20 protein-coding genes and 1 tRNA gene are annotated in these 24996 nt (G+C 67.8%); 3 read left to right on the forward strand and 18 right to left on the reverse strand.

Annotation, left to right across the window (positions count from 1 at the left end):
- The 6 genes from O7553_RS19945 to O7553_RS19970 all read right to left on the reverse strand — a co-directional run bounded on the left by O7553_RS19945 (nucleotide 1) and on the right by O7553_RS19970 (nucleotide 10556).
- Entirely contained in the window at nucleotides 1-1608 is a 1608-nt protein-coding gene (locus O7553_RS19945; RefSeq protein WP_281551216.1) for a long-chain-fatty-acid--CoA ligase, read from the reverse strand.
- A 63-nt stretch (nucleotides 1609-1671) separates the two neighbouring features.
- A complete protein-coding gene (locus tag O7553_RS19950; RefSeq protein WP_281551217.1) occupies nucleotides 1672-7440 on the reverse strand; it encodes a type I polyketide synthase in 5769 nt (1922 codons plus the stop codon).
- On the reverse strand, nucleotides 7437-7766 hold the full coding sequence (locus tag O7553_RS19955; RefSeq protein WP_281551218.1) for an acyl carrier protein: 330 nt from the start codon (nucleotides 7764-7766) through the stop codon (nucleotides 7437-7439). The genes O7553_RS19950 and O7553_RS19955 overlap by 4 nt, the downstream gene beginning before the upstream one ends.
- A gap of 67 nt (nucleotides 7767-7833) precedes the next feature.
- A complete protein-coding gene (locus tag O7553_RS19960) occupies nucleotides 7834-8946 on the reverse strand; it encodes an acyl-CoA desaturase (RefSeq protein ID WP_281551219.1) in 1113 nt (370 codons plus the stop codon).
- Nucleotides 8947-9105: 159 nt separating this feature from the next.
- The gene (locus tag O7553_RS19965; RefSeq protein WP_281551220.1) at nucleotides 9106-10326 is read right to left on the reverse strand and encodes a beta-ketoacyl-[acyl-carrier-protein] synthase family protein; all 1221 of its coding nucleotides are present in this window, start codon (nucleotides 10324-10326) and stop codon (nucleotides 9106-9108) included.
- Complete coding sequence (locus tag O7553_RS19970; protein ID WP_281551221.1) at nucleotides 10326-10556, reverse strand: acyl carrier protein; 231 nt, start codon at nucleotides 10554-10556, stop codon at nucleotides 10326-10328. The genes O7553_RS19965 and O7553_RS19970 overlap by 1 nt, the downstream gene beginning before the upstream one ends.
- Before the next feature lie 232 nt (nucleotides 10557-10788).
- Here O7553_RS19970 and O7553_RS19975 point away from each other — a divergent pair, with 232 nt between their 5' ends.
- Complete coding sequence (locus O7553_RS19975; protein ID WP_281551222.1) at nucleotides 10789-10980, forward strand: hypothetical protein; 192 nt, start codon at nucleotides 10789-10791, stop codon at nucleotides 10978-10980.
- An 18-nt stretch (nucleotides 10981-10998) separates the two neighbouring features.
- Nucleotides 10999-11232: a hypothetical protein gene (locus tag O7553_RS19980; RefSeq protein WP_281551223.1), complete on the forward strand. Its 234-nt coding sequence runs from the start codon at nucleotides 10999-11001 to the stop codon at nucleotides 11230-11232.
- A gap of 4 nt (nucleotides 11233-11236) precedes the next feature.
- Here O7553_RS19980 and O7553_RS19985 read toward each other — a convergent pair whose 3' ends face one another.
- The 8 genes from O7553_RS19985 to O7553_RS20020 all read right to left on the reverse strand — a co-directional run bounded on the left by O7553_RS19985 (nucleotide 11237) and on the right by O7553_RS20020 (nucleotide 19240).
- Complete coding sequence (locus O7553_RS19985) at nucleotides 11237-12289, reverse strand: beta-ketoacyl-ACP synthase III (protein ID WP_281551224.1); 1053 nt, start codon at nucleotides 12287-12289, stop codon at nucleotides 11237-11239.
- Nucleotides 12286-13266, reverse strand: a complete 981-nt coding sequence (locus O7553_RS19990) for a VlmB-like protein (protein ID WP_281555679.1) — start codon at nucleotides 13264-13266, stop codon at nucleotides 12286-12288. Before O7553_RS19990 ends, O7553_RS19985 begins: the two co-directional genes overlap by 4 nt.
- 83 nt (nucleotides 13267-13349) lie before the next feature.
- A complete protein-coding gene (locus O7553_RS19995) occupies nucleotides 13350-14018 on the reverse strand; it encodes a flavin reductase family protein (RefSeq protein WP_281551225.1) in 669 nt (222 codons plus the stop codon).
- Nucleotides 14015-14518: a hypothetical protein gene (locus O7553_RS20000; RefSeq protein WP_281551226.1), complete on the reverse strand. Its 504-nt coding sequence runs from the start codon at nucleotides 14516-14518 to the stop codon at nucleotides 14015-14017. Before O7553_RS20000 ends, O7553_RS19995 begins: the two co-directional genes overlap by 4 nt.
- A 15-nt stretch (nucleotides 14519-14533) precedes the next feature.
- Nucleotides 14534-15025, reverse strand: coding sequence for an SRPBCC family protein (locus tag O7553_RS20005; RefSeq protein ID WP_281551227.1), 492 nt, complete (start codon nucleotides 15023-15025; stop codon nucleotides 14534-14536).
- A gap of 2 nt (nucleotides 15026-15027) precedes the next feature.
- Nucleotides 15028-16323: an aspartate aminotransferase family protein gene (locus O7553_RS20010; RefSeq protein ID WP_281551228.1), complete on the reverse strand. Its 1296-nt coding sequence runs from the start codon at nucleotides 16321-16323 to the stop codon at nucleotides 15028-15030.
- A 34-nt stretch (nucleotides 16324-16357) separates the two neighbouring features.
- Complete coding sequence (locus O7553_RS20015) at nucleotides 16358-17497, reverse strand: acyl-CoA dehydrogenase family protein (RefSeq protein ID WP_281551229.1); 1140 nt, start codon at nucleotides 17495-17497, stop codon at nucleotides 16358-16360.
- A gap of 72 nt (nucleotides 17498-17569) precedes the next feature.
- The gene (locus O7553_RS20020) at nucleotides 17570-19240 is read right to left on the reverse strand and encodes an aldehyde dehydrogenase (RefSeq protein ID WP_281551230.1); all 1671 of its coding nucleotides are present in this window, start codon (nucleotides 19238-19240) and stop codon (nucleotides 17570-17572) included.
- Nucleotides 19241-19552: 312 nt separating this feature from the next.
- On the opposite strand from O7553_RS20020, the gene O7553_RS20025 reads away from it, so the two are divergent.
- On the forward strand, nucleotides 19553-20443 hold the full coding sequence (locus O7553_RS20025) for a transposase family protein (protein ID WP_281551231.1): 891 nt from the start codon (nucleotides 19553-19555) through the stop codon (nucleotides 20441-20443).
- A 52-nt stretch (nucleotides 20444-20495) separates the two neighbouring features.
- On the opposite strand, the gene O7553_RS20030 is transcribed toward O7553_RS20025, so the two are convergent.
- From O7553_RS20030 to O7553_RS20045, 4 genes are all read right to left on the reverse strand, one after another.
- Entirely contained in the window at nucleotides 20496-21992 is a 1497-nt protein-coding gene (locus tag O7553_RS20030) for an IS66 family transposase (RefSeq protein ID WP_281550504.1), read from the reverse strand.
- A gap of 187 nt (nucleotides 21993-22179) precedes the next feature.
- The gene (locus tag O7553_RS20035; protein ID WP_281551232.1) at nucleotides 22180-23730 is read right to left on the reverse strand and encodes an MmgE/PrpD family protein; all 1551 of its coding nucleotides are present in this window, start codon (nucleotides 23728-23730) and stop codon (nucleotides 22180-22182) included.
- A 4-nt stretch (nucleotides 23731-23734) separates the two neighbouring features.
- The gene (locus O7553_RS20040; RefSeq protein WP_281551233.1) at nucleotides 23735-24790 is read right to left on the reverse strand and encodes a diacylglycerol kinase family protein; all 1056 of its coding nucleotides are present in this window, start codon (nucleotides 24788-24790) and stop codon (nucleotides 23735-23737) included.
- A 29-nt stretch (nucleotides 24791-24819) separates the two neighbouring features.
- Nucleotides 24820-24904: transfer RNA gene (locus tag O7553_RS20045), tRNA-OTHER, on the reverse strand.
- Nucleotides 24905-24996: the final 92 nt, after the last annotated feature.

A 24996-nucleotide genomic window follows, 5' to 3' on the forward strand; every position in this document is an offset into this window, starting at 1 on the left:
TCAGTCTCCTTCCGATGCTGACGAAGCGACTGCGAGGTCGGCAGCGGCCCCGGCGGCAAGGCGTTCCCGGACCAGTCGGCGGAGAATCTTTCCCGACGGATTGCGCGGCAGATCCTCGACAATGTGATATTCGACCGGGATCTTGTAATCGGCTACCCGACCGCGGAGGAACATCAGCAGCTCGCGACGGGTCGCCTGGCGCTGGGGGCGCAGCACCACACAGGCGTGGACCGCATCGCCCCAGCGGGGGTGCGGCATCCCCACCACGGCGACGTCGGCGACTGCGGGATGGTCGGCGAGCTCCTTCTCGACCTCTGCCGGGTACACGTTCTGCCCGGCCACGATGATGGTGTCGTTGATCCGATCGCCGAGGAAGAGGTGGCCGTCTTCGTCGAGCCGGCCGGCGTCACCCATGTACAGCCAGTCACCAACGAGCGTCTGTGCCGTGGCGTCGGGCAGATTCCAGTAGCCCAGCATTCGGGCTGGGGTACGGATGCACACCTGGCCCGTCTTGCCCGGTGGGACTTCACGGCCTTCCCGGTCCACCACCTTGATCTCGGTGCCCGGGCAGGCCCGACCTGCCGCGCCCAGCAGTCGGCTGCCCGGTACGTGTGCCTCTGGCGGCAGGCAGACCGCCACCGTCCCGGTCTCGGTGCTGGCGTAGATCTGCGCGAACTCGCAGCGGAACGTCTCCAGGCACTGGCGGAGCAGTCCGGCTGAGATCGGCGCGGCGCCGTAGGCCACTTTCCGCATCGACGCGAACGTGTGCGGGCCGACACCGTGTTCGGCGAGCATCATCGCGAGCATGGCGGGAGCGACGAACGTAATGGACACCCTGTACTGCTGGATGAGTCGGACCGCTTCCTGCGGAAGGTACATCCGCATCACCACGTTGGTGGCGCCGGCGTTGAAGCCGTGCATGAACCAACCGATCCCGGCGATGCCCAGACCGGGCAATGAGATGAGGCTGACGTCGTCGGCCCGCCAGTCGATCCAGTCGACCCCTGCGGCACGCATCGCAGCAGGCAGTGTGAAGAAGCTGCGATGGGCCAGGACGACCCCCTTCGGCTTGCCGGTCGTCCCGCTGGTGTAGATCTGTACGACCGGGTCGTGCGGACCGCAATGGTGATGTACGTCAGCGTCCGACGCGTCGGCCAGCCAACACCGCAGTCCCGCACCCGGGTCGTCAGGGTCCTCGGCGTCGAGCTCCACCACCTCGCGAAGCGTCGGAAGATCCGGACGCACCCGGTCGACCACCGGCCGGAACTCACGCTCCACGAAGAGCAGTTCAGCTGTGGAGTCCCGCAGGATGTGGTCGACCTCGCCTGCGGTGAGCCGCCAGTTGACCGGGACCAGCACTGCGCCGATCTTGGCGCCGGCAAGCACCGTCGAGTAGTAGTGTTCCGACTCTTTGCCGAGATAGGCGATGCGGGTCCCCGCACGGACACCGGCCTGGCGCAGCCGGTGCGCAGTCCGGTTGCTGTCCCGGTGCAGCTGCGCGTACGTCAGTGCCCGATCCGCACAGCGGATCGCCACGTGATCGCCGCGGTCACGCGCATGCGCCGCGGACGTGACCGGCAATGTCCACTGTTCAGGCAGGTCTTCCACACAATCCTCCAGAATGGCAGCGGGACCGATCCGCGGGACCAGGTAGGGGTATCGGCCCGGCGGTCAGCCGAGGTACTCGGCGGCGAACCGCCGGTCCAGGAAATCAACCAGCTCCTGTACCGACGGGTGGTCGAAGGTCAACGACGCGGGCAGCGGGATCCGCAGCGCCGATTCCAGGCCACTCTTAATCTCGACTGTCATCAGTGAGTCGAGTCCGAGTGAAACGAACTCGGCGGCAGGGTCAAGTTCACTCGGGTCATCGAGGTGCAATACCTGCGCCACCTTCGCTCGGACCAAGTCGCCGATGGCGGCGCTCCGGTCGACCTCCGGGCTCAGCAACCGCTCGAGCAGATCGCTGCCGGCAGGGCCGGACGGCCGGCCGTCGGAGACACGCGAGTACAGGGCGTTGTCCAGTGGCAGTGCACTCGCGATCCGGTCCCAGTCGTACTCGCCGACCACCCGATGCGCGACCGGTCGGTCCCACAGGTGAGTGAGGGTGTCCAGTGCCCGCGCAGGGGAGAAGAACCGGACGCCGCTGCGGTCGACCTCCTGGCTCAACTGTGCGTCGAGCCGGGCCGACATGCCGACCTCGCCCCAGGCACCCCAGCTCAAGCTGAGACCAGGCAGCCCAAGGGCTCTCCGCCAGGTGGCCAACGCGTCCAGGAAGGCGCTCGCCCCGGCGTAGTGAGCCTGGGTCGCGCCGCCGATGACGGCCGCGATCGAGGAGTAGATCACGAAGAACTCGTGCTCCGGGCAGCTGAGGCTGAGCTCGTGCAACAGCCATCCGCCAAACACCTTGGGACCGAACTGCTCCTCGATCGCCGGCCAGTCGAGCTTCGCGATGAGTTCCTTGCCGACCGCACCCGCCGCGTGCACGAATCCGCCGACCGGGTGCGGCATGCCACGCAGCCGCTCGGCCAGGTCGGCCACGTCTGCCGGCTGGCTGATGTCGGCCGCGAGCACGGTCACCTCGGCCTGTGCCCGCAACTCGGCGAGGATCGACTCCGCCTCCGGAGTCGCTCGCCCGCTGCGGCTCACCAGGACGAGTTGACGGGCACCGCCCTCGACCAACCGTCGCCCAGTCACCAGACCGAGCCCGCCCAGGCCACCAGTGATCACGTACGTCCGGTCCGCCCGGAGACGGCGGAGCCGTCCCGGGGTGGCGGACGCGTCCGCGCCGACGTCGGTCAGGGCCAGGGCCACACTGCCCGGCGCGGCACCGTCCCGGAGCAGTCTCGCCACCTCATCCACTTCGTCTGGCCCGTACCGGATGAGCCCGCCCTCGGCGAGGCGGTCCTGGCCAGCTGAGACGGCGGCTCGCCCGGCCGCGATCTCAACCGCGTCCGCGCCCGGCCGTACCAGGATGGCGTCCGACACATTTATCCGGCTCGCCGGCTCGCCTTCGTAGCTGACCACGACGACGTCTCCTACGCGAAACTCGCGGTCGGCTGGAGCATGCGACACCGTACCCGCGCAGACGCTGCGGGTCAGCTCCGGACCGATTGGCACGACGACATCGACCAGCACCTCGATCTGTCCCGGACCGGGCACGACGGTCGGAGCCGGCGTGATCCGGTACCGCGCCGCGGCACCGGCCGGCGCGTCCGGCCCGGACACGACGAAGCCACCGGGCCAGGGCGGCGTGTTCTCGCCCGGCAGCAGCCGGCGTACGAATCGTCGGCCGTTACGGAACGCGACCTGGAAATCGTCCGGCCGGGGGGTACTCCACTCGCGGACCAACGCAGCCAGGTCGGCGGGATCGGCGAGGTCGGCAGGTATCCCCGACCCGGCGGCAGGCGCGAGATCGACCAGCGTCGCGCGGTACTGCGGATACTCGGTAAGTAGGACCGGGCCGAATCCCCACAAGGAAGCGGCGCAGAGCCCCACCGCCGCCGGCTCGTCGCCGGGGAGCATTTGTGCCCCCCTGGTTACCAGCCACAGCCGGGGTCGCCGCTCGACGGGTGCGGCGTCCAGAGCCGCGATCACTCGTAGCAGTTCACGGTAGTGGTTTTCGGACTGCCGGTGCAGTTCGGACATTGAGAATTCCGTACCGCCGCCGCGCCAGAACCAGGCCACATCGGTGACGCCGGATTCGGCCAGAGCCGCCGGGGCGCCATCGGCCTCCGGTATCACCAGCACCCCCACGCCCTCGCGCGTCCCGGCCTCGCGGAGGGCTTCCGCCAGCGCCGGCTCGGCATTCATGACGAGCACCCGCCGGGTGGCCTCGGTCACCTGCCGATCCGGCTGCGCCCGCAGCCAACTGAGCCGATGGGTGAAGAACCGTTGCCGGGTGGCGTCGCGGAACCCCCACCGAATGCCGTGCAGCCGGGCGGCGAGCCGGTCCCCGTCGAACAGCCACAGGTCGACCGAGCCGAGATCGGTGGCGTCCACAGGAACGCGCAGCCGTGCCTGGAAGCGGATCTGACCGGCTCGCGGCCGACGTAGCACCTGCGTCGTTCCGATCATGAGGGGGCCGGCGGCCGGACCGGCGTCGTGCACGGCCGCTATCCCCTGCAACGCGGCCTCGAGCACGTCGATCGGGAAGAACTCACCAGGGCTCACGCGCCGGTTGGTGAGTCGACCGGCGATCGAGGCACCATCGCGGAGCACCTCTTCCAGCCGCCGCAGCAGCGGACCGTAGACGCGGCCGACCGAGGCCAGGTCCAGGTAGGCGCTGTCACCGTCACGGGACTGCGGGGGCCAGACAGCGCCGGCTTCCACGGCCGGGACCTGCGGCTGCGGTACCTCCTCCGGCCCGACGGCGGTGTCGGCGTCCTCGACCAACGCGGTGAGGTGCTTTATCGGGGCGTCGCCGACGACGCTCAGCACCTCCACCGCCACCGTGCCGTCCGGACCAGTGACGCACCGGGTGTGCACCGTACGCGGCTGCTCGGTCAGGATCAGCGGCGCGTGCAGGACCAGATCTCGTACGACCCCACGGTGCTGACCGAAAAGCTCCTCCTGCACCGCCAGCAGCAACTCGACGTACGCCGAAGCCGGCACGGTCGCTTCCCCGTTGACCACGTGATCTGCCGCCAACGGCAGATCCAGTGACGAGAACTCGCTGGTGAACTCACGGCGCTCAGGCGTACCGGTGTCCCTGCCGAGCAGCGGGTGATGCCCGCTGCCGACCGACCCGGTGGAGCGGGTGGCGGACCGACCCGGGGCGGGCAGCCAGTGCCGCCGCCGCTGAAACTGGTACGTCGGAAGCGACATCGTGGGCTTTCGGCGGTCGTGCAGGCCACGCCAGTCCACCGCGATCCCGGCGCTGTACAGCGCCGCCAGACAGCGCAGGGTCGTTTCGTCGGTCCGGTCGCGCCGGCTGAGGCTGGCTACCCAGACGTGGTCGTCGGCGTTGACGCACTGCCGTGCCTGGGCGGTGAGGACCCCGGCCGGGCCGATCTCGACGATCGCGTGTCGCCCCCGCTTGACCAGGGACCGGATTCCGGACAGGAACTGCACCGGTTCGGCGACGTGCCGGACCCAGTACTCCACGTTTCCGATCTCCGCGAAGCGGGCCGGTGCACCGGTCACGTTCGACACGATGGCGATGTCGGGTTCCTGGAAGGTGATCCTGTCGAGCGCGGCCCGGAACTCGTCGAAGATCTCCGCCATCAGTGGCGAGTGGAACGCGTGTGACACCGCGAGCCGGTCCACCCGGACGCCGCGCTCACTCAGCCTCCGGATCACCTCCTCCAGCGGTCCGACGGCTCCAGAGACGACGCACTGGGTCGGGCTGTTGTGCGCGGCCAGGGCGAGTTCAGGCTGAGCCGCCAACAGCGGCTCGACCTCCTCGATTTCCGCGTGCACGGCGGCCATCCCGCCGGGTCGGCTCACCGACTGCATCAGCCGGCCCCGGACGGCGACGAGGGTCACCGCGTCCGGCAGCGTGATCAGCCCGGCGACCGCCGCCGCCACGACCTCGCCGATGCTGTGCCCGATCAGCACGCTCGGCCGGATCCCCCAGGACAGCCACAACCTGGCCAGGGCCAATTCCAGCGTGAACAGCGCGGGTTGCGTGAGCCAGGTCTGGTCGATCGCTTCCGGGTCCGACGCCTCGTCGAGGAGCAACGCGCGTACTGACCGACCGAGGTGCCCAGCGAACAGTTCGTCGCACTGGTCGACCCAGTTGCGGAAGACCGGGAACCGGCGGTAAAGGGCGGCCCCCATTCCGGCGTACTGGGCGCCCTGCCCGGTGAACATGAACGCCACCTTGCGGATCGGCGCCTTCGGCCGGGCGTCCGGCTGGGCGTCGAGGCCGGCCAGCAGCGTGTCGAGCTGGGCCCGGTCGGCGGCAACGCCCGCGAGGCGTTGGCCGAAATGGGTCCGCCCGACGTTGGTGGTGTAGCAGAGCCGGGCCAGGTCGACTTCGGGCTGTTCGGCGAGCAGCCGCTGGTAGCGCTGGGCGAGCGCGGTCAGCCCGGCGTGGTTCTTGGCAGAGATGGTGAACACGTGCCGGGCGGCGCTCGGCCCAGTGGCCGTCAGCGCCGCCGGCCGCGCGGGTGCCTGTTCCAGTACGGCGACCGCGATGGTTCCGGCGAATCCGAAACTGTTCACCACCGCCCGGCGTACCGGTGCCGACCAGGGTTGGCACTCGGTCGGCACCCGGACCGGATAGCTGTCCCAGGGAATCCGCCCTGACGGGGTCCGCAGGTTCAGGTGCGGGTAGATCGTCGCTGACCGCATCTGGAGGACAACCTTGATCAGGCCGACGATACCGGAGGCCGGCTCCATGTGGCCGAGGTTGGTCTTGACCGAACCCACCAGGACCGGTGACTGGTGGGTACGCGACTCGGCGAACACGTCGTTGATGGCACCCATCTCGATGGGATCACCGAGCGGGGTGCCGGTGCCGTGTGCTTCCACGTACTGGATGTCCGCCGGGCGCAGCCGGGCCGCGGCGAGAGCGGTCCGGATGGTCTGTTCCTGCGCTGCGCCGTTGGGCACGGTCAGTCCAGCGCTGTCACCGTCCTGACCGACCGCAGTGCCCCGCACGACGGCCAGCACGGTGTCGCCGTCCGCGATGGCCGACGACAGCCGTTTGAGGACCAGTACGCCACAACCCTCGGCGCGCACGTAGCCGTCGGCCGACTCGTCGAAGGTTTTGCACTGACCGTCCGGGGCGAGCATCTGTCCGTGGGAGAAGATCACCGGGATCCGGGGGTGGTGCAACGCGTTCACCCCGGCACAGAGCGCTATGTCGCACTCGCCTCGACGCAGTCCGCTTGCCGCCAGATGCAGAGCGGTCAGTGACGACGAGCAGGCCGTGTCCACGCTGAGGCTGGGTCCCCGCCAGCCGAGGAAGTACGACAGCCGGCCGGACAGGGGAAACATCGTGATTCCCGACGCGAGATGACCGTCGAGTTCCGCGTAGGGAATCTCGCTGATCTCCAACGCATAGTCGATCGAGCTCGCTCCGACGTAGACTCCACCGTTCCCCCTGCGCAGCGGTGTCGGATCGATGTTGGCGTTCTCCAGTGCCTGCCAGGCGGTCTCGAGCAGCATTCGTTGCTGCGGGTCGATGTACTGGGCCTCCTTCGGCGATATGTTGAAGAACCCGGCGTCGAAGTGGTCGATCCGTTCGAGGAACCCGCCGCCGGTCGTATGGATCTTGCCTTTCTCCCCCGGCGCGGCGGGTGTGAAGGCCGCCACGTCCCACCGGCCGACCGGCAGGGGCACTATGCCGGACCGCCCGTCGCGCAGGAATGCGTCGAAGTCGTCGAGCGAGTCGCAGCCGCCTGGGAATCTCAACCCGACGCCGACAACGGCGATCGGCTCGTCCAGGTCAGCCGACCGCACGGCGGCGGTGGACGGGGCGACGGTGTCGGTCATCGGGCGACCTCCGCGTCCCGGCGTTCGGCGTCGCTGCGCTCGGGCGCGTCGAGTTCGCGCATCAGGTAGTCGGCCAGCTGCGCGATCGTCGGCTGGTTGAACAGCACCCGAGTGTCGATCTGCAGGCCCAGGCGCCGCTCAAGTGTCCGGCGCAGCTCGATCAGGCTCAGGGACGTCAAGCCGAGTTCGAAGAATCCGCTCTCCAGCGGGAGATCGTCATCGCTCTCCATCAGAAGTGCCGCTTTGAACTGATCGAGCACGAAGCTCTCCACCGCATCCCGTCGCTCGGCGAGCGGGAGCGCGTGCAGTGAAAATTCGTCGGGCATGCTCTGGCCACACCTTCGTCGTAGACGCCCGCAGTCGCGGGTCCGGCGGATCGGGAGACGTACGGGATCAGGTGCCGGCGGATCCGGTCGCGACCGGCAAGGGACGTCGGGCGGGTTCGCTGACCTCGTGCAGGAACGACGCGACCTCGCGGTACGACTCGAACAGAGTCACCTCGCGGTACGGGATGTCGTGCTCACCGCAGTAGCGCTGCACGATCGGCCGGCACCGGTTGAGGTTCATCCGTGGCATCGTCGGGAAGAGGTGATGCTCGACCTGGTAGTTGAGCCCGCCGTAGAGGAAGTCGACCAACGGGGACGGACGGATGTTGCGCGAGGTCAGGACCTGACGTTCCAACCAGTCCAGCGACTCCTCGCCGGCACGCACCTCCATGCCCTTGTGGTTGGGCGCGAAGATGAGGCCGAAGTAAACGCCGAGGACGGCCTGCTGCACCACGACGAAGGCGACGGCCTTGACCGGCGACAGGACGACGAACAGCAGCCCCAGGTAGACGGCCATGTTGGCCAGGATGAGCACGAGTTCCTGCACCGGCTGGCGGAGATTCCCATTGAAGACGGCGAGCAGCGAGGTGCGCCGCATCTTGTAGCCCTCGAAGATCAGCAGGACGAAGAAGAGCGTGCGTTGGTGGCGAACCACGAAACGGCCCCACCGGGTGCGGGTCGCGTACTGGCTCATGTCGAAGATCGCCGTACGCCGGCCGATGTCCGGATCGAGGTCGATGTTGTTCGGGAAGCTGTGGTGGCGGTTGTGGTGGTTCACCCACCACCCGTAGCTCACGCCGTTGACGAGGTTCGCGTGGATCAGCCCCATCGCGGTGGCCGCCCTGCCACGGAACATGGCCTTGTGCCCGGCGTCGTGCCACATGAACGCACTCTGCGCACAGCTGAGACCCATCCAGGCCGCCACCGCCAGCTGCCACCACGAGTCGCCAATCAGAAAGAACGCCACCAGACCGGCGCCGAACATCGCCGCGTTGAAGGCCAATCGTGCGTAGTACCGCTTCGGCGCGAGATCCAGCAGCCCGGCGGCGCGGACCTCCCTGGCGAGTACCGCGAAATGCGCACCCACCTCACTGGCCGTCGCTGAAGCGGGATCGGCGCCGACCAGGCCGCTTCTCGCCGGCCCGGCGCCGGTGGCCAGATCTTGCTGGTTGGCCTGCATGGATCATTCTCCTTCCTGGATGCGAACCTGCTCATGAGCCTGCTGCTCAGCGCTGACCGACACCTGACCGGACGCTGACTGAGTGCGCTGGACGGGCGCTGCTGCGCCTGAGACGAGTAGTGCCCGCGACGGGTTGCGGCCGGTGCGGGCCGGCAACGGTCAGGCTCGAGCGACCAGAACCGCCGCGTTCTGGCCGCCGAATCCGAGCGAGGTGCTGAGCGCGATATCGAGTCGCAGCGGGGTCGGCTTCTGTGCGATATCGATGTCGAGCCGTCCATCGGGTTCGTCGAGGTTGGCAGTCGGTGGCACCATGCCGCGTTCCACCGCCAGCACTGTGAACGCGGTCTCCACCGCGCCGGCCGCACCGAACAGATGGCCGGTTACTCCCTTGGTCGAGGTCACCAGCGCGCCCCGGCCGACCACCCGGCGCAGCATCTGTGCCTCCACCAGGTCGTTCAACGGAGTCGCGCTGCCATGGGCGTTGACGTGCTCCACCTCACTGGGTGCGATTTGGGCGTCAGCCAGAGCGCCGCGGACCGCGGCCTCGGCTCCCCGTCCCTGAGGATCCGGGGACGTCACATGGTGGGCGTCGGCGCTGGCACCGAAGCCGGCGATCCGCGCCCGGACCCGCGCCCGGCGGGCCTGGGCGTCGGCGAGCCGTTCGAGCACCAGCACACCCGCGCCTTCGCCGGCCACGAAGCCGTCCCGGGCCGAGTCGAACGGACGCGACGCAGCGGACGGGTCGTCACAGCGTCGTGACAGCGCGCCCATCTGTGCGAACCCGGCCATCACCAGCGGGGTCAGCATGGCCTCACCGCCGCCGGTGACGACGATGTCACAGCGCCGCAGCAGCAGCAGGTCTCGGGCGAGTCCGATCGCGGTCGCACCGGACGCGCAGGCCGTGGCGACCACCAGGCTCGGACCGGTCGCGCCGAGTTCGATGGAGACCTGGCCGGCCATCATGTTGGGTAGCTGCCTCGGCAGCAGCAGCGGCGAGACCTGTCCGGCACCTTCGGTGAGCAGGACGCGGTGCTGCTCCTCGACGGTGCCCGGACCACCATCGGCACATCCGAGGACCACCCCGACCCGTGCACCGTCCCAGTCGCGAACGTCGAGTCCGGAGTCAGTGACCGCCTCCTCGGCCGCCAGCACCGTCAGCTGAACGAACCGGTCGAGGCGCCGGGCCCGCCGCGGTCCGAGCATCCGGTCCGCCGCGAAGCCCGGCACCCGGCAGGAGATGTCCACCGGGCAGTCGTTCAACAGCGGATCGGTCTGCGCGGTCGGCATCCCGGCGCACACCCGGTGCCAGTTGGCCTCGACTCCGATACCGGCCGGACTGACGAGGCCCAGCCCGGTCACCGCCACGTCGCAGGTGGACATCAGACCCTCGTGCTGCGGGATTCGACGAGATCGCGGACCGCTCCGATCGTCCCTGCCTGAATCAACTCGTCGTCGGAGACGGGTACTCCCAGTTCCTTATCGATCACCAGGCTCAGCTCGACCATGTCGAGCGAGTCGAGCTCCAGGTCCTGGAACGTCATCTCTGGGGCGAGCGTTGTCCGGTCCAACTGGAACTTGCGGGCGATGATTTCCGTCAGCTGCTCGAACATCGGTATCTCCCTAAGGTTGATCTTGTTCGGTGTTGGTGCCCCGGATGCCCGGGACGATGGGGTGTGGCTGATCAGGCGTCTGCCGCACGGTGGCTCGGAAGGAACGGCCGCCCTGTCGTTCTGGACGCCCTGACCACCGATTCAGATCTGATGCGGACCGTCGCTGTTCAGGGACCTGTTGGCGCAGTTGTCCACGGAGCTGACCCGCCTGAGATCGCACCACGAGGACCTGATGGCCGACTGGGTCCGCAGCGTCAACCGGCTGCGTGACATGCTCACCGGGATCTTCCCCGCACTGGAACGCGCCTTCGACTACTCGACGCGCTCCGCGTTGAACCTGCTCACCGGCTTTCAGACCTCGCAGACAATCCGCGACGCCGGTCTCGCGGGCATCGAGGAGTTCCTGCGCGAGCAGCAAGCCTAACCCAAGGGCATCTACGATATGGCCGCCACCGCCCTGGCCGCAGCCGAGCAGCAACTTTCGCGACCGCCCGGTGAGGCCACCACCGCGGTCCTCGTCGCCCGGCTCGCCCAGCAACTGCTGGACCTGGACCGGCAGATCAAGGACATCGACAAACTGATCACCAGCCAGTTCCGGGCACACATTCAGATTCCTTCTGCTGTTCGGTCCGTCGCACAGCGAGGCATGTATCCGCCATGGTCAATCAACGATTGACCGGTCAGTAACCGAAGCCGTGCGTCACAGGCCAAGTAAAGGTGGTCGCGCCCCAGGTAAGGCCACCGCCGAAGGCAGCGGTCAGCACCCGAGCACCGGGGTCGAATGCCCGTGCCGCCGCCAATTCTGCGATCAGTAGCGGAATGGACGCGGCGGCCGTGTTGCCGACGCGTTCAATGTTCGACGCGACTCGGTCCATCGGGATCCCGAGGCGTTCGGCGATCGCGGTGCAGATCCGCGCGTTGGCCTGATGCGGCACGAACCAGTCGATGTCCGCGGGATCCCAGCCAGCCTGCTTGAGGGCGGCCAGCGCGGCGTTCGACGTGCGTTCGACGGCATGCCGGTAGACGTCCCTGCCACGCATCTGGAACCAGAGATCCTCCGAACCTGGCAGGCGTCCTGTCGATCGCTGGGCCGACCCACCACCGGGGATCATGATCAGTTCGGCGAACTCGCCATCGCTACCGAGTACGCAGGGCCCGAGGGCACCCGGTTCCGCAGCGGACCCCGCGCGGAGCACCACCGCCCCGGCGCCATCGGCAAAGATCACGGCCGCCTGCCTATCAGTGGGATCGACGATCGTGGAGAACGCGTCGGCCCCGACGACCAGGACTCGGTCCGCCGTGCCGGTCGCGATCTGCCCGGCAGCGCTGTTCAACGCGTAGAGAAACCCGCTGCAGACGGCCGCGACGTCGTGCGCGGCCACGCCACTGAGCCCGAGCCCGGCGGCAACCTGCGGCGCGGTGGCCGGACACAGCCGTTCCGGGGTGGAGGTGGCCACGATCACCGAGTCCACGTCGCCGCCGGCGGACTTCAACGCCGCCGCACCCGCTTCGATGGCGAGTGCCGCAGTGCCGACCCCTGGGTCCACGACATGCCGGCGGGCGATGCCTGTCCGGCTGCGGATCCAGTCGTCGGACGTGTCGAGGTGGCGAGCGAGTTCCTCGTTGGTGACGATCCGGGGCGGCACCCAGGATCCGACGCCGGCGATCACCGCCGACCGGGTCGTGACCGGCGCGCCGGCCATCCGCCGGGTACGGTGTCGACTCCCGCTCATACCGGCAGCCCCAGCACCGGCAGCGCATCGGTCAGGCCCATGTATCGCAGCCGTACCGCCGCCATCTCGTCGGTCCAGCGCTCCGCAGTGGCGTAGCGTTCAGCCGGTGTGGTGTCCAACAGCCGACGGCCGGGCCACACTTCGTAGTCGCCCACTATGTCGGCATACTGTGCTAATCCTTCCTGGAACAGTGTCTCGCGCCGCATGATGTAGGCCTCCTCCGGCAGGTCGTCCCATAGCTGCCGGCCTTGCCGAAGGATGTCCAGCAGGCGCGACCGGTAGTCCGGATGGGCCGCGAGATGATCGCGCAGGATCGAGCTGCCGACGCTGAGGTGCCGGATCTCGTCGATGGAGGCACCGCGGGCGATCTCACTCGCGGCCGGGTCGAGCACCTGCCACTTGCGTTCACTCAGCTCGGCTGCGGGTGCCAACACCCCTTCGATGACAATGGTGAAGATCGCGACGCCGCCGATGAAGTCCCCTTCGTCGCGCACCGTCCGGGTTGCGAACTCCTCGACCGGGTCCAGGATCTCCCTGGTGTAGTCGGCCGACATCTTGGCGATCGTCGCCTCCAGGTCCTCCTTCGCCAGGCCGAGCTCGACCAGGTGGTTGCGGAACACCATGGCGTGCCGTGCCTCGTCGACCAGCTGCGTCGTGTAAAACTCCAGCTCCGGCACCCCCGGTGCCTGGGCGACGTAGTGGGCGAGGATGCGGGTCGCCTTCTCCTCCGCGATGGACCGGTAGCCCAGCTCCATCACCAGCGCGTCCCGAAGCGGTCCTGGCCGCAACATGTGCTCAGGCGTGGCCGCAGTCGGCAGGTGCCCGGTCTCGGCACGTCCGCGCAAGGTTCCCTGCGCGACAGCCGAGAGCCAGTACGCGAGATTGCACTGCTCGGCGGTGAGGTTGAGATTCATCGCGCCGTCGAGCAGGGTCGGCGCGTCGTCCCAGTCCGCCTCGGGCGGCACCGTCCGGGTCATCATCGGCTCCTTCACCTCTGGATCGGTTTGGTGCGGCACCGGCTGCCGGACGCGTTGGAACGTCCGGCAGGTGCCGTCGGGTCCTACGGCTGCTGGCTGCGGCCGCTGTGCTGGCCCGCCGCCTGGCTGTCCGTGTCGTCGCTACGGCTGGCCGACGCTGGCGAGACCAGGGTCATGGTGGTTACCTCGTGCAGTCGGCCCGCGTGGTTTAGCAGTGGCCGGCCTCTTCCGACCGAGCCGCCCGTGACCTCGGCAAGGAGCAGCTCGTGGTCGCCGGCGTCGACGATGCGGACCAGCCGGGCACTCAGCCAGGCCAGCGCGCCGACGATGAAGGGCGCACCGCTGATCCGGTCCGGCTGCCACGGGACATGCTCGAACTGCGCCCGGCCGTGGGGGCGGCGCGGGTCGGAGAACCATTTCGCCGGTTCTGCCTGAGTGGCGTCGAGAACACTGACCGCGAACGACCGGTGGGCCTGGAGCAGACTGAGGAACTGCGAACCCCGGTGTAGGCAGAGGCCAACCAGCAGGGGATCCCGCGACACCGCAGTCAACGAGCTGACGGTGACGCCGTGCATGGCGCGACCGGTGTCCACCGCCAGAACCGCAACCCCCGATGCGATCTGGCGTACAGCAGCCCGGCTGCGCCCGGCCTCGGCGTTGCCGGGCATCTGGTCCGTCGCCGGATCGTCCCGCTGGTTCGCCGCCGGATCGGCCAGCCTGGTTCTGCCGGTCCGCGCCTCAACGCTGTTCACTTCGACGATCCACTATGGACGACGAGCGGCTCAGGTGCAGTGTCGGCTTTCGAGCGACCCGGCGACTGGATCGAGTCGATCAGCTTGGCGTAGAGGGGATGAGGAACCGGCTCGAACGGCATTCCGAACGGCTTCAGGAAGTTGCCGAACAAACCACGGTCACCGAAAAGGTGGAACGGAATGACCAGCAGCGCCCACTCCGGCCCGATGAACAACATCCACAGACCCACCACGACAGCCTGGGTGATCAGGCTGTGCATGACGTTGTAGAGCACGTAGTACACCTTCGAAATCTTCTTCGAATTGCTGCGCCGGTAGGCGATGGCCCCCGGCAGGTAGCCGATCAGATCGATGTAGAGAAACAGCGCGATGGCCGGCAGCCAGCGAATTTCGTCCCAGTGCATGACAAGCAGCACTGCGCTGACCACGAAGCCAACCAGATATTCAGCCCGGTGTAGTCGAAACGTGTTCGGAGTTTCGAACGGATTTTTCTGATCCATGATCTACCTCTCCAATCAGGTCGATGCGACCGACGTCGGTCGCAGTCCGGGTACTTCCAGGACACCGCCAAGGCGAACCTCATCGAACATCCCCACAACGACCCAGGCCACCGTCTCCCTGATGACCCGTTCAGCAATCGGATCGAGGATCCCCTCCAGGCTCGGGATGCCGAAGTCAAACTCTGCGGAGAACTGCAGCTGACAACCGTCGGCGACATGATCGAACGTCCAACGCCCGTTGAATACGTCGAAGTCGCCGTCGGTCTGGGCGAAGTCGACGATCAGCTCGTCGCGACGGAAACACTCTTCCTCGGTCCAGCGGAGCAGCCCACTACGGAAATGCAATTCCCAGCTCGAACTCCCGGTCAGTTCGGGCAGGGTCTGATGAACTACTGTCGACTCCACATGTGGCGCGAGCTCCGGATAGCGCTCGAAGCGGACCACGCCGTCGAACACGGTCTCCGGCGAAACTCGGGGAATAAAGGCTGAAAGCTCTACTTCACGCACGATCAGTAACCACCTTCCGGCATACGGGCACGCTTGTCCACGAGATCGCGGGTCGCACCGTCCAACGCTTCGAGAAGAAAATTGACGTCCGAGTCACTCAGGATCGCGGGCGGCGTGAAGCGCACGACCGAGCTGCCGTTCATCGAGTGGTTTCCGACGATCCCGTGGTTGAACAGCTCGATGAGCAGTTCGCCAGCAAGTCCGGCTTCCACCAACTCGATGCCGATCAGCAGCCCTTCACCTCGTACGTCCACCACCAGCTCCGGGCAGTTGGCCGTCACGATCCGGCGTATCTCGGGCAGTAGGCGATGCCCGATCTCCATCGCCCGCGTGACCAGCCGCCCCTCTTTGATCGCCTGAATGGCACCGCGCACCGCGGCCATCAGCACAGGCGCGCCGGAAAAGGTGCCGGTGTGCAGGTACGGATCCTTGTCGAAGGGGCGGAAGGCGTTACGGCTGGCCAGCGCCGCGGAGACCGGCAGCAGTCCGCCGCCGAGCGCCTTGCCGACCAGCAGCACGTCGGGTACCACACCGGCTAGGTCCGCCCCCCACCAGTGGCCGAGCCGGCCCATCCCGGTCTGCACCTCGTCCAGGATGAGGAAGCCCTGGTAGCGCTGACACAGCGTGGCCACCCTGCGCAGGTAGTCCGAGGGCGGAATGATCACTCCACCCTCACCCTGCACCGGCTCGACGATGAAGCAGACCTCTCCTGGGTGGGCGGCGAGTTCGCGTTCGACCGCCCCGGTGTCGCCGTAGGGGACCCGGGTCACTCCGGGCAGCAGCGGCTCGAAAGGCCTGCGGTAGACCTCCTTTCCGCTGGCTGACAGGGCTCCCATGGTCTTGCCGTGGTAGCCCTGGTGCGTGGCGACGATACGACGCTTACCGTGACTGCGAGCCAGCTTCAGGCCGGTCTCGACAGCCTCCGCACCGGAGAGCGCGAAGTGCACACGGTCCAGGCCCTTCGGGGCCACGGAGATCAGCGCCTCCGCAGCGGCGGCGACGGTCGGCTCGAGCAGGATCCGGGTGGCGATGGGATGGCGGTGCAGTTGCTCTAGGACGGCGTTCATCACCGTCGGGTGCCGGGCACCCATGATGAAGACGCCGTAACCGCCGCAGTTGAGAAACCGTTCGCCATCGCTGGTCTCCAGCCACGCGCCGGACGACCCGACCTCCATGTGTGACCCGAACAGTTCGGCCAGGGTCGCCCTCCCCTTGCTCAGGTGAGCCCGGTAGAGATCCAGAGTGCGCCGTTCGGCGCCGGCGCCGGGCAGTTCGACAGCTGGTCCGACCATGGTCATGCCGTTCACCTCCGATCGTTGTTGTCCGCGCCGGTCAGGACAGCACCAGCGGCCGGCCTGCGAAGTAGTCGACCAGCGGCTCAGCCGCGCTGGCCTGCGATGGCGGATGGAATGCCAGTGGCCGGGCCGCAGCGGTCAAGTAGGCGTCGTCGCTCGACGTGATGAAGGACATGCCGCCGGACAGTTCGACCGCGAGATCGGTGGCCTGCCGGATGGCGTCCTGGGCCGCGTACCGGGCGATCAGGACCGCCGCCACCGCCTCGTCTCCATCGACGCCATCAAGGACTGCTCGGGCCACTCCCTCGACCCCGGCGATCGCCGACTCCAACCGGATCGTCATCCTCGCCCGGTCGGTGACGGATCCGCGGCCGTTTGCAAGCACCCGTTCGACGAGTGCGCTGGCCGCCCCGAGATAGACCGAGGTAATCATCAGCTCGAACCAGACGAAGCCGGCGGTTTGCAGATCGTCGAGCCGGTCCGGGTCGTCCGGTGCGGTCCGGATGACGAGGTCCTCCGGCACGTGGACGTCGGCCAGTCGCACCTCGTTACTCTCGGCGCCGGCCAGCACGTACGTCGACCAGAACGGGTGCACTGACACGCCGGGACTGTCGGCGGGTATCAGCAGTACGGCGAGGCTCGGCCGGCCGTCCACATCCGGCACCGCCGCGCTGGCGGTAAGCAGATCCATCGACGTCGACAGGCTGCACGGCTTCTTGCCACCACTGACCAGGTAGCCACCGGACACCGGACGGGCACTAACGCTCGGCGTCAGGATGTTCGCATTCGGGCGGCCCTCGGCCCAGCCCGAGGCCATCAGCAACCCTTCCGGCGCCATCCTGCCCAGCAGCGACAGCTGGGTCCCGGTGAGCCGGCCGGCTGTTCCGGCCAAGGCGAAGAGCATCGCGGCGGTGAAATGGTGCATCGTCACAGCCGCCCCCAGAGACGGTGTGTACGCCGAGATGGCGCGGATCACCCGGACGGCGTCGAGCGCGTCGGCGCCCGCGCCCCCGTACGCCTCAGGTACCAACAGCCCCGCACCACCGTGGGCCCGGTACGTCTTGATCGACGTGGCCTGAGCGGATTCGTGGACGGACAGCGAGGTGTCGGCGAGCGCTCCGCACAGCCCTGGATGGAACTTCTCGCATGCTGCGCGCGCGATGTCGAGAGACCGCATTCGGTTTCAGCTCCCCCTGTAACATGTGTCCGGTGTGGATGACTAGTCTCCGACGCCGAGCCCGGACGGAGTTCACTCGCCGAAGACAGCGGTCCGCGGCCGGATGCCATCAGCCAGGCTCACACCTTGCAGGTGCGACGTCTTGAGGATGGGATAGTTGGCCTCGCCGAACGCGCCGCCGGTCAACCCGGTGCCGCCGTGGCTCGGCAGGTATGGCAGGAACCCGATGTGCGAATCGTTCACCTTTAGCAAGCCGCCGTTGCGCGTCCGGTTGACGAACGTATCGACGACCCGCTGGTCCCGCGCCCACAGCGAATTGCGCAGCCCGTAGCGGTTGGTGTTCACGAAGTCGACGAGACCGTCAAGCAACGCCTCGTCATCGGCGGCTTCCGGCACCACCACGGGGATGAGCGGGAAGAAGGTCTCGTGGGTGACGACGTCGAACCGTCGCGCCCCGGCCAAACCGTCGACCCGCACGACCGTCGGTTCGAGGAAGACGCCGGTGTCCGATGGGGTCCCATCGAGTTCGATCCGCCGCCCGCCGCAGACGAGTTCGGCACCGGTGTCCAGCGCCTGCCGCAGCAGGCGGAAGAAACGCTCACTACGCCGTACCGGCGACAGCAGCACCCCAGGGTCCTCAGGGTAGCCAGGGCGGAGGTCGGCAACCTGCCGGATCACCTCGGCCAGCAGGTCGTCGGCGATCGCGGGGTGCGCCAACACGTAGTTCGGAACCATGCAGATCTGACCGGAGCCGTAGAAGCACTCGGTCACCGCTTCAGCGGCCATCGGCAGGTCGGCGTCGCGCCAGACCACCAGGCCGTCGTTGCCGGCCAACTCGAGCACAGGCTTCTTGCCACGGGTCACGCACTCGCGCTCGAACCGCAGGCCCTCCTCGCTACCGCCGAAGTAGATGACGTCGTTGACGCCCGGGTGCGCCAACCACCGGTCGATCGTCTGCTGCGGCCTGCCGCAGACCGCATTGAGCGTGCCCGGTGGCGCGCCGACCTTGCGCAGCAGCGGCGCGATCAGCTCGCGCACCACGTACATGGTGCTTAGTGCGATACTCCTCGGCGCCCGTACGACGACAGCGTTGCCCGCCATCAGCACCAGCACCGCGAGTGCGGCGCTCGGTGCCGGGGCGTTCTGCGGGGGATTGATGCACACCACCCCATCCGGACTTCGACGGACGATGAGGCGCCGGGGTCCGTGATTGAAATCGGCCTGCATCTGCTGGCGGTACCACGAACAGCTTTCTTCACTGTAGACCTGCTCGAGACAGGACAGCTCCCACTCGGCCAGCTTCCGTGGATGCGCTTCCGCCATCAACAGCTCAAGGAGGGTCTCGCGGTTCTCCCGCAACTGCGCCAGAAACAGCTCGCCTAGACGCATCCGGTCGTTCAGCGGAACAGCCGCCCATTCCTCACTGGCACTGACGGCAGCGTCGACCGCCGCGTCGATGTCCGCTACTTCCGCCACGGCGACGCGGCCCACCACATACGGGTGCAGCGCGGTCGGCGAGTCCGGATTCTGCTCCAGCGCGCGCTTTACACTGATACTGGTGAATACATCCTCCAACAACGACCTGGAACTGACCGTGTACACCCAACCCGCACCCGGCACGTCGCGATCACCGATATACGATGCGTAACTGCGCACCGGCGCCGGTGACAGATCACTGGGCAGGTCCCTGTTTCCACCTTCGGCTTCCGGAGGCACGGCATTGACATCACTGGCGATAGCCACTCGATTAGCTCCTCGAGCCATTGGCAAGGACGCCGCTTCAGGCGTCCTTAATCAGTGAGACAAGCAAATATTGCCAGCACTCCCTGACGGCTTGCTGATAACCGCCTGACCGACCACACCAGGAGGACTTCCCGAAAGGGGTCCGCCGATCCGGAACCGAGCCCTGTCGATGTGACGTGGCGTGACGGCCCGGGTGTGATCAACTCGGGCGTGTCGCTTGTGGAGACGGCGGCCGGCATCGTCTAGATCATTCGGGTTATGTGGACTCAAACGATCAACGGCCGGCCGCCGCGTTGTGAGCGTATGACCGGGTTGGACTCCGATCAAGTCGACTGGTTGGTCGAGCAGGTGGACGCGCTGCTGGACTGGGACCTGCCGGTGGGACGGCCGCGGGCGTTGCCGCTGGACACGGCGCTGGTGATGGTGCTGTTCGGGCTGCGGCACAACCTCGCGCCGGACGTGCTCGGTGAGGTGTTCGGCTGCGGCTCGACGACCGTGGAGCGCTACCAGGACGAGTTGGAACCGTTGGTGGACGAGGTGTTGACCCCGTTGTACGAGCGGGTCCGTGACCAGGCCCGCCGGGACGCGGTCCTGGTCGATGGTCTGGTCGCGCCGGTCGGGGAACGCGACGACGTCGACGGGTTGTTCTCCGAGAAGAAGGGCTTCTGCGGGCAGAACGTGCAGGTGGTCGCCAACCTCGCGGGACGGGTGGTCGACGTGGGTGATCCGTGTCCGGGGGGCATGCACGACCGGAAGGCCTTCGACGTGTCCGGGATCGCCGCCCGGTGGGCAGGCCACTACGCACCCGGCGGGCCCGGGATGATCGGTGACAAGGGCTACCAGGGTGCCGGCATCGCGAGTCCGTACAAGAAGCCCCGGGGTCGGGAGTTGACCGAGGTCCGACGTGCGTGCAACACCGCGCTCAACCGGATCCGCGCCGCCGTTGAACGCGCGATCGCCCACCTGAAGTGTTGGAAGGTTCTCAAGACCGGATTCCCGCAGATCGCTGGAACAGTTCCCCGCCACATTACTTACGGTAACCAAGTTGGAGATCTTTCGCGTTTACGGATTGCGTTGAACCGACCTGGAAATAGTTTTGGGAAGTCCTCCAGAATCACGGAAAGCAGCCGCAGTCCAGGAAGACGTCGAGAGGCAAACATTCAGGTGGTGCGCGCTGGGATTCCGCGTGGTGGCATAGCGTGATGGCCGGTTGGTTGGTGGCCGCCGGCTGATGTTGACCTGGGTGGGGTGGGGGTCAGGTGGGTGCGGGTAGGTTCGGCATCCAGGGTCGTCCGAGGATGGCGTCGCGCAGGACGGCCATTTTGTCGAGGCCGTTCTTCGCCGCGCTGGAGACGTAGCCGAGGATCTTGTACCGATCCTTGGTGCGTTGCTCGCTGGTGAGCCGCCCGGAGATCTTCTGCTGGATCTTCGCCGGTCGCAGGTCCCGTTCGGCCTGGTTCGACGTCGGCGGCACCAACAGGTCGTCAACGAAGCGCAGCACGTCGGCACGTCGGTCCCGGAAGACTTCCAACAGCAGGCGGGCTTTACGCTCACCCGGCCGGTTGCCGATGGTGCTGGTGTCGGACAGTCCGACCAGCACGCCGTGGTGCAGCCGGTACAGCAACTCGGCCTTCACTGTGGGGTCGATGCCCGGCCGGTTCTGCTCACGGGCCGTGTTCGTCTCGTGGATCAGCGCGCGCAGCGCGTCGGAGATCTGCTTCGGCCAGACCGCGTCGGGGTACACCTCGGCCGCACCGTCAAGATCACGTAACAGGTGAGCGCAACACAGTTGGTGGACCAGCGTGCCCAACTCGGCCGAGTCGTAGTTCCGGTACCGGTCGTGCACGACCACCGAGCCGGTCAGGTCCTTGACCACGAACGCCGTGAACGTGGCCAGGTCCCGGTCACCGACCTGGTAGTGAGTCCACAACTCGGTACACGCCACGAGCAGGTACTTCTCGGCCTTCTTCCGGCCCGGCCTCGGTTTCTTTGGCCCGACCCGCAGCGGCGTCTCGTCACAGCACACCGCGTACGCCAGGGTGATCAACATGCGGATCCGTTTGTCGACCTCGCTGGTCAGCGCCGCGACCCGGGTCAGCACGCCGTGCACGAACCCCGGCGACGGTGTCGCACCGGTCAGCGACCGAAGCATCTGTACACACCGCTGCACCGGGATGAAATGCACGACCATCAGATAGACCGCCCACGCCTGCAGGTTCGGGCCGTACCCCACCGGACCGGCCCCCGCGCCTTCCGGCCGGGCCGCGGTGTGCAGCTTCCCGCACCCACACCGCACCGCATGCTGGTCGTACTGGGTCAGCGTCGCGGTCATCAACGGAACCTCGACCTGCTGATACCGGTCCACCACACCCAGATCCCGCGCGTCCACCAACTCCGCGCCGCACCCGCAACTACCCTCGGGGAACCGGTCCCGCCGCTGATCAGGAGCATCCGACCAGGCCAGGTTCGACCCCGGCGCACCCCGCTGCCTACCCCGCGTACCCGCCGGGGTGTCCCGCTTCTTCCTCGCCGCAGGTGGCGTACGCCCCGGATCATCATCCTTCGACGGCGGAGACGACGAGTTCGACGAGTTCCGCGACAACAGATGCTCGACCCGCGCCAGCCGCACCGCGAGCGCCTCGTACGCCGCCGTCAACTCCGCGATCTGCGCGTCCTGCTCAGCAATCCGAGCGTCCTGCGTCCGTGCCAGCGAGATCAACTCTTCACGAGACAGATCCTCCGACACCGACACGCCAAGATCAAACCACAACGGACAGAACGGCGTCGAGCCGGTCGAACCCCGTCACTCAACCCGCGCTGACCGTCACTCTTCGCGCACCACCTGAATGTTTACGTCGAGAGGTGTCCGGCGACCGGTCGAGCCGACGAAACATGAGACACGTGGACGGCGCCGCCGACGCGACTGGGTACCGCGAGGGTCAGCGCAGGGCGTCGCGGACCAGCCCCGCCAACCGTCGTGGGGTGATCTCGGCAAGGTGCTCGAACTCCTCGGCGACGTCGGCAGCGCCGCCACTGGCAGCGAACTTCGCGCGGACCAGTTCGCGGTGGGACCGGCGGGTTTCGGGCCCGGCGCCGCCAATCGGGATCATCTGTTCCCTGCTCACCGACCGCCCGTCGTTGAGCCAGACCACGAGCCGGGCCGGGGTGGCCTTGGCCGCGTGCCGGAAGGAGACCAGAGCCGGCGGAAGTTCGTCCGGCTGGGCCGTCCCGTCGGTGCCGACGCCGCAGCCGTCGGGTAGCGCCGATCCTGCCAACTCGTCGCCGACGAACTGACGCAGCCATGGTCGGGCCCGTTCGCCCGCCTGCAACAGGGCGGCGCCGAACGGAGCGACAGATTCGAGCAGGGCCGACGTCATCGCCGGATCGTGCCGCAGGCGCACTCGCCGGGCGAGTGTCCAACGCGCCGGATCCGCGATCGCCGGGTGGTCGAAGTCGGCCACGGTCAGGTCGCCGGTCAGTAGCGCCGTGGCGACCGGATAACCGGTCGAGAGGAGCAGCGAGCTGAGCGGGCTGGCCGGGCCGTCGAGGTAGTCGCCCACCTGCTCTGCGGCGAACAGTGTGTACACCGACGCCGCGACCTCGACGTCCACGATCGCGGCCGGGTCGACCTCGCGATGCAGCGCGATCGCGCAGTCGACGGCCGCGTCGATGCCCGGGCCGCCTGGACGGAGCTTGAACGAGAGCGTCTCGGTATGCCAGCGTTGTCCCAGCAGGTCGGTGACGACCTGCGGGACAGGCACCGACGCGAACCGTGCGAGGAATCCCCGGGGATGCTCCAACAGGTCTGCAGGACCGGTCAGGCCGGCGATGGCACCGTCGCAGGCGTCCATGGCCGAGCGCACCGGTACCAGTACGTGCAGCAGTTTGGCCTCACCGCCGAGGAATCCGTGCATGACCGGCCAGGGCGGGGCGGCGAGTGCCAGACTCATCGCGTCGGCCCAGCACTTGGCGGGTGCCTTCACGCAGGCGAACCGCCCGGCCACTGCGCCGACGAGATGGGTGTGCATCGCGCTCTGCCCCCGCAGCGGCCCCAGGGTGGCGGCGGCAGTGATCCGGGCGGCGCATTCGTTGGCCACGATCACGGCGGTCAGCAGGGTCCGCCCATCGATCCGGCCGGTGGCGGCGTAGGCCAGTGGTACGCCTACCGTGGACGGTGCGAGATGGCCGGCGTACGCGGTGTCGTCGAGATTCAGCCACGACCCCACGGCGGCCAGGGTCGCGGCCGAGTGCCGCGGATCCCGTTGGAGAACAGGGCCGTACGCGCGGACCAGCCTGCTGCCGAGAGAGTGCTGCAGCCCTGCTCGGATGGCCGCGATCTGAGCGATGATCTGGCTGATGCCGAGTTCGACCACCGGCTTCGGGAGGTCGGCGAACCGTACCTGAGCGGCCCACCGGGCGAGAGTGCCGAGCAGTGTCGGGCCGAGCTGGGCTGACGACGGCGCCGGTCGGTCGTGCCGCTGAGCGACCAACGACTCACCCCGCGCCCGGTCGGGAGCCGTCGGACCGGCCGAGTCGACCGGCCCGGCAGAATACCGGCAAGGCCTGCGGCAGCACGTCCAGCGTTACTGTCGGCCAGCTCATCGGCAGTAGCTCACCGTCGTGTTCGAACCACAGCGGGTCTCCTGCGGTGTTGCTGACGACGATCCGGCGGCCACGCGAGTACACCGTCCCCGGCCTGGCCAGATGCTGGGCGTTGCGGGTCAACTCGGGTACGTCCACCGGTGCGACGTCGGCGCCGATGACGCAGACGTCGAGCAGCCCGTCGTCGAGCACCGAGTAGGGCAGTACCTCATACTGGCCTCCTCGATGTCGGCCGCCACCGACGTTGGCCAGCACGGTGGGTCCTTCGTGTACGACCGTGCCGTCTACCTCGACCCGCCCCGGGTAGGCGACAAAGCCTGCAGCGGCCCGCGACAACGCCACCTGGTAGCGGGATCGGCCGGTCAGTGGTACGTCGGGGGCGATCGTCAGTGCCTTGGCGATGAGCCCAGAGCAGGCACCCAGCATCACCAGCGCGTCAGTCTCGACAAGCCGGCACAAGTCGAGCAATCGCACTTCTCCCCGGAGCCGGCTTCCGGTCCCTGCGGCGGCCGGGGTCGGCGACAACGCCGCCATCACGGCGTCCGGCCAGGGCAGGTTCCCCCATTGGGCGAGGTAGTTCGAGTTGCCGGTGCCGGCTGGAATTACCAGCAGGGCAGGTGTCGTGTCCGGCCTGTCCGGACTGTTGCCACCGGCCCCACTGACCGACGCCAGCCGAGTCGCCGCGACCAGACCGGCAACCACCTCGCGGACCGTTCCGTCACCGCCCACCGCCAGGACGATCTCCGGCCGGTCTGTCTCGGGACGGGTCGCGGCCCGCTGTGCGACCTCGGTTGCGTCGCCGGGTCCCGCGGTCAAATGGATCTCGACCCGCGCCACGAAGCGCCGGCACAGCGCAACCAACTTCGCCACCAGCGCAGGGCTGTTTGTGCCGGCCATTTGATTGGCGATCAGCAACGCACGGTGGACAACCGTCCTTCTTCGTCGCATCGAGGCTCTCTTCTGAACGTCGCCGGTTGCGGAGAGGGCAGGATTCGAACGCTGCGTGGGCAATGCCCGACCGGGCGGACCCGGCCCCCAATAGACCACTTCGGGTACCTCTCCTCATCAAAAGTCCGACCTCTGACCGATCTGCTTTCGACCTTCGGTCTCGCTTCCGATGTGACCAATCCTGCAGCCCCACGCTGACGACACAC

The organism is Solwaraspora sp. WMMA2059 (assembly GCF_027497315.1).
Taxonomy (GTDB): domain Bacteria; phylum Actinomycetota; class Actinomycetes; order Mycobacteriales; family Micromonosporaceae; genus Micromonospora_E.

Coding starts and splice junctions, on each gene's coding strand:
- O7553_RS19985 (WP_281551224.1), bottom strand. CDS start 12,289: ATGAGCGGGAGTCGACACCGTACCCGGCGGATGGCCGGCGCGCCGGTC.
- O7553_RS20000 (WP_281551226.1), bottom strand. CDS start 14,518: ATGGATCAGAAAAATCCGTTCGAAACTCCGAACACGTTTCGACTACAC.
- O7553_RS20040 (WP_281551233.1), bottom strand. CDS start 24,790: ATGCGACGAAGAAGGACGGTTGTCCACCGTGCGTTGCTGATCGCCAAT.
- O7553_RS19955 (WP_281551218.1), bottom strand. CDS start 7,766: ATGCCCGACGAATTTTCACTGCACGCGCTCCCGCTCGCCGAGCGACGG.
- O7553_RS19965 (WP_281551220.1), bottom strand. CDS start 10,326: ATGTCCACCTGCGACGTGGCGGTGACCGGGCTGGGCCTCGTCAGTCCG.
- O7553_RS20010 (WP_281551228.1), bottom strand. CDS start 16,323: ATGACCATGGTCGGACCAGCTGTCGAACTGCCCGGCGCCGGCGCCGAA.
- O7553_RS19950 (WP_281551217.1), bottom strand. CDS start 7,440: ATGACCGACACCGTCGCCCCGTCCACCGCCGCCGTGCGGTCGGCTGAC.
- O7553_RS19990 (WP_281555679.1), bottom strand. CDS start 13,266: ATGACCCGGACGGTGCCGCCCGAGGCGGACTGGGACGACGCGCCGACC.
- O7553_RS19970 (WP_281551221.1), bottom strand. CDS start 10,556: ATGTTCGAGCAGCTGACGGAAATCATCGCCCGCAAGTTCCAGTTGGAC.
- O7553_RS20015 (WP_281551229.1), bottom strand. CDS start 17,497: ATGCGGTCTCTCGACATCGCGCGCGCAGCATGCGAGAAGTTCCATCCA.
- O7553_RS19960 (WP_281551219.1), bottom strand. CDS start 8,946: ATGCAGGCCAACCAGCAAGATCTGGCCACCGGCGCCGGGCCGGCGAGA.
- O7553_RS19980 (WP_281551223.1), top strand. CDS start 10,999: ATGGCCGCCACCGCCCTGGCCGCAGCCGAGCAGCAACTTTCGCGACCG.
- O7553_RS19975 (WP_281551222.1), top strand. CDS start 10,789: ATGGCCGACTGGGTCCGCAGCGTCAACCGGCTGCGTGACATGCTCACC.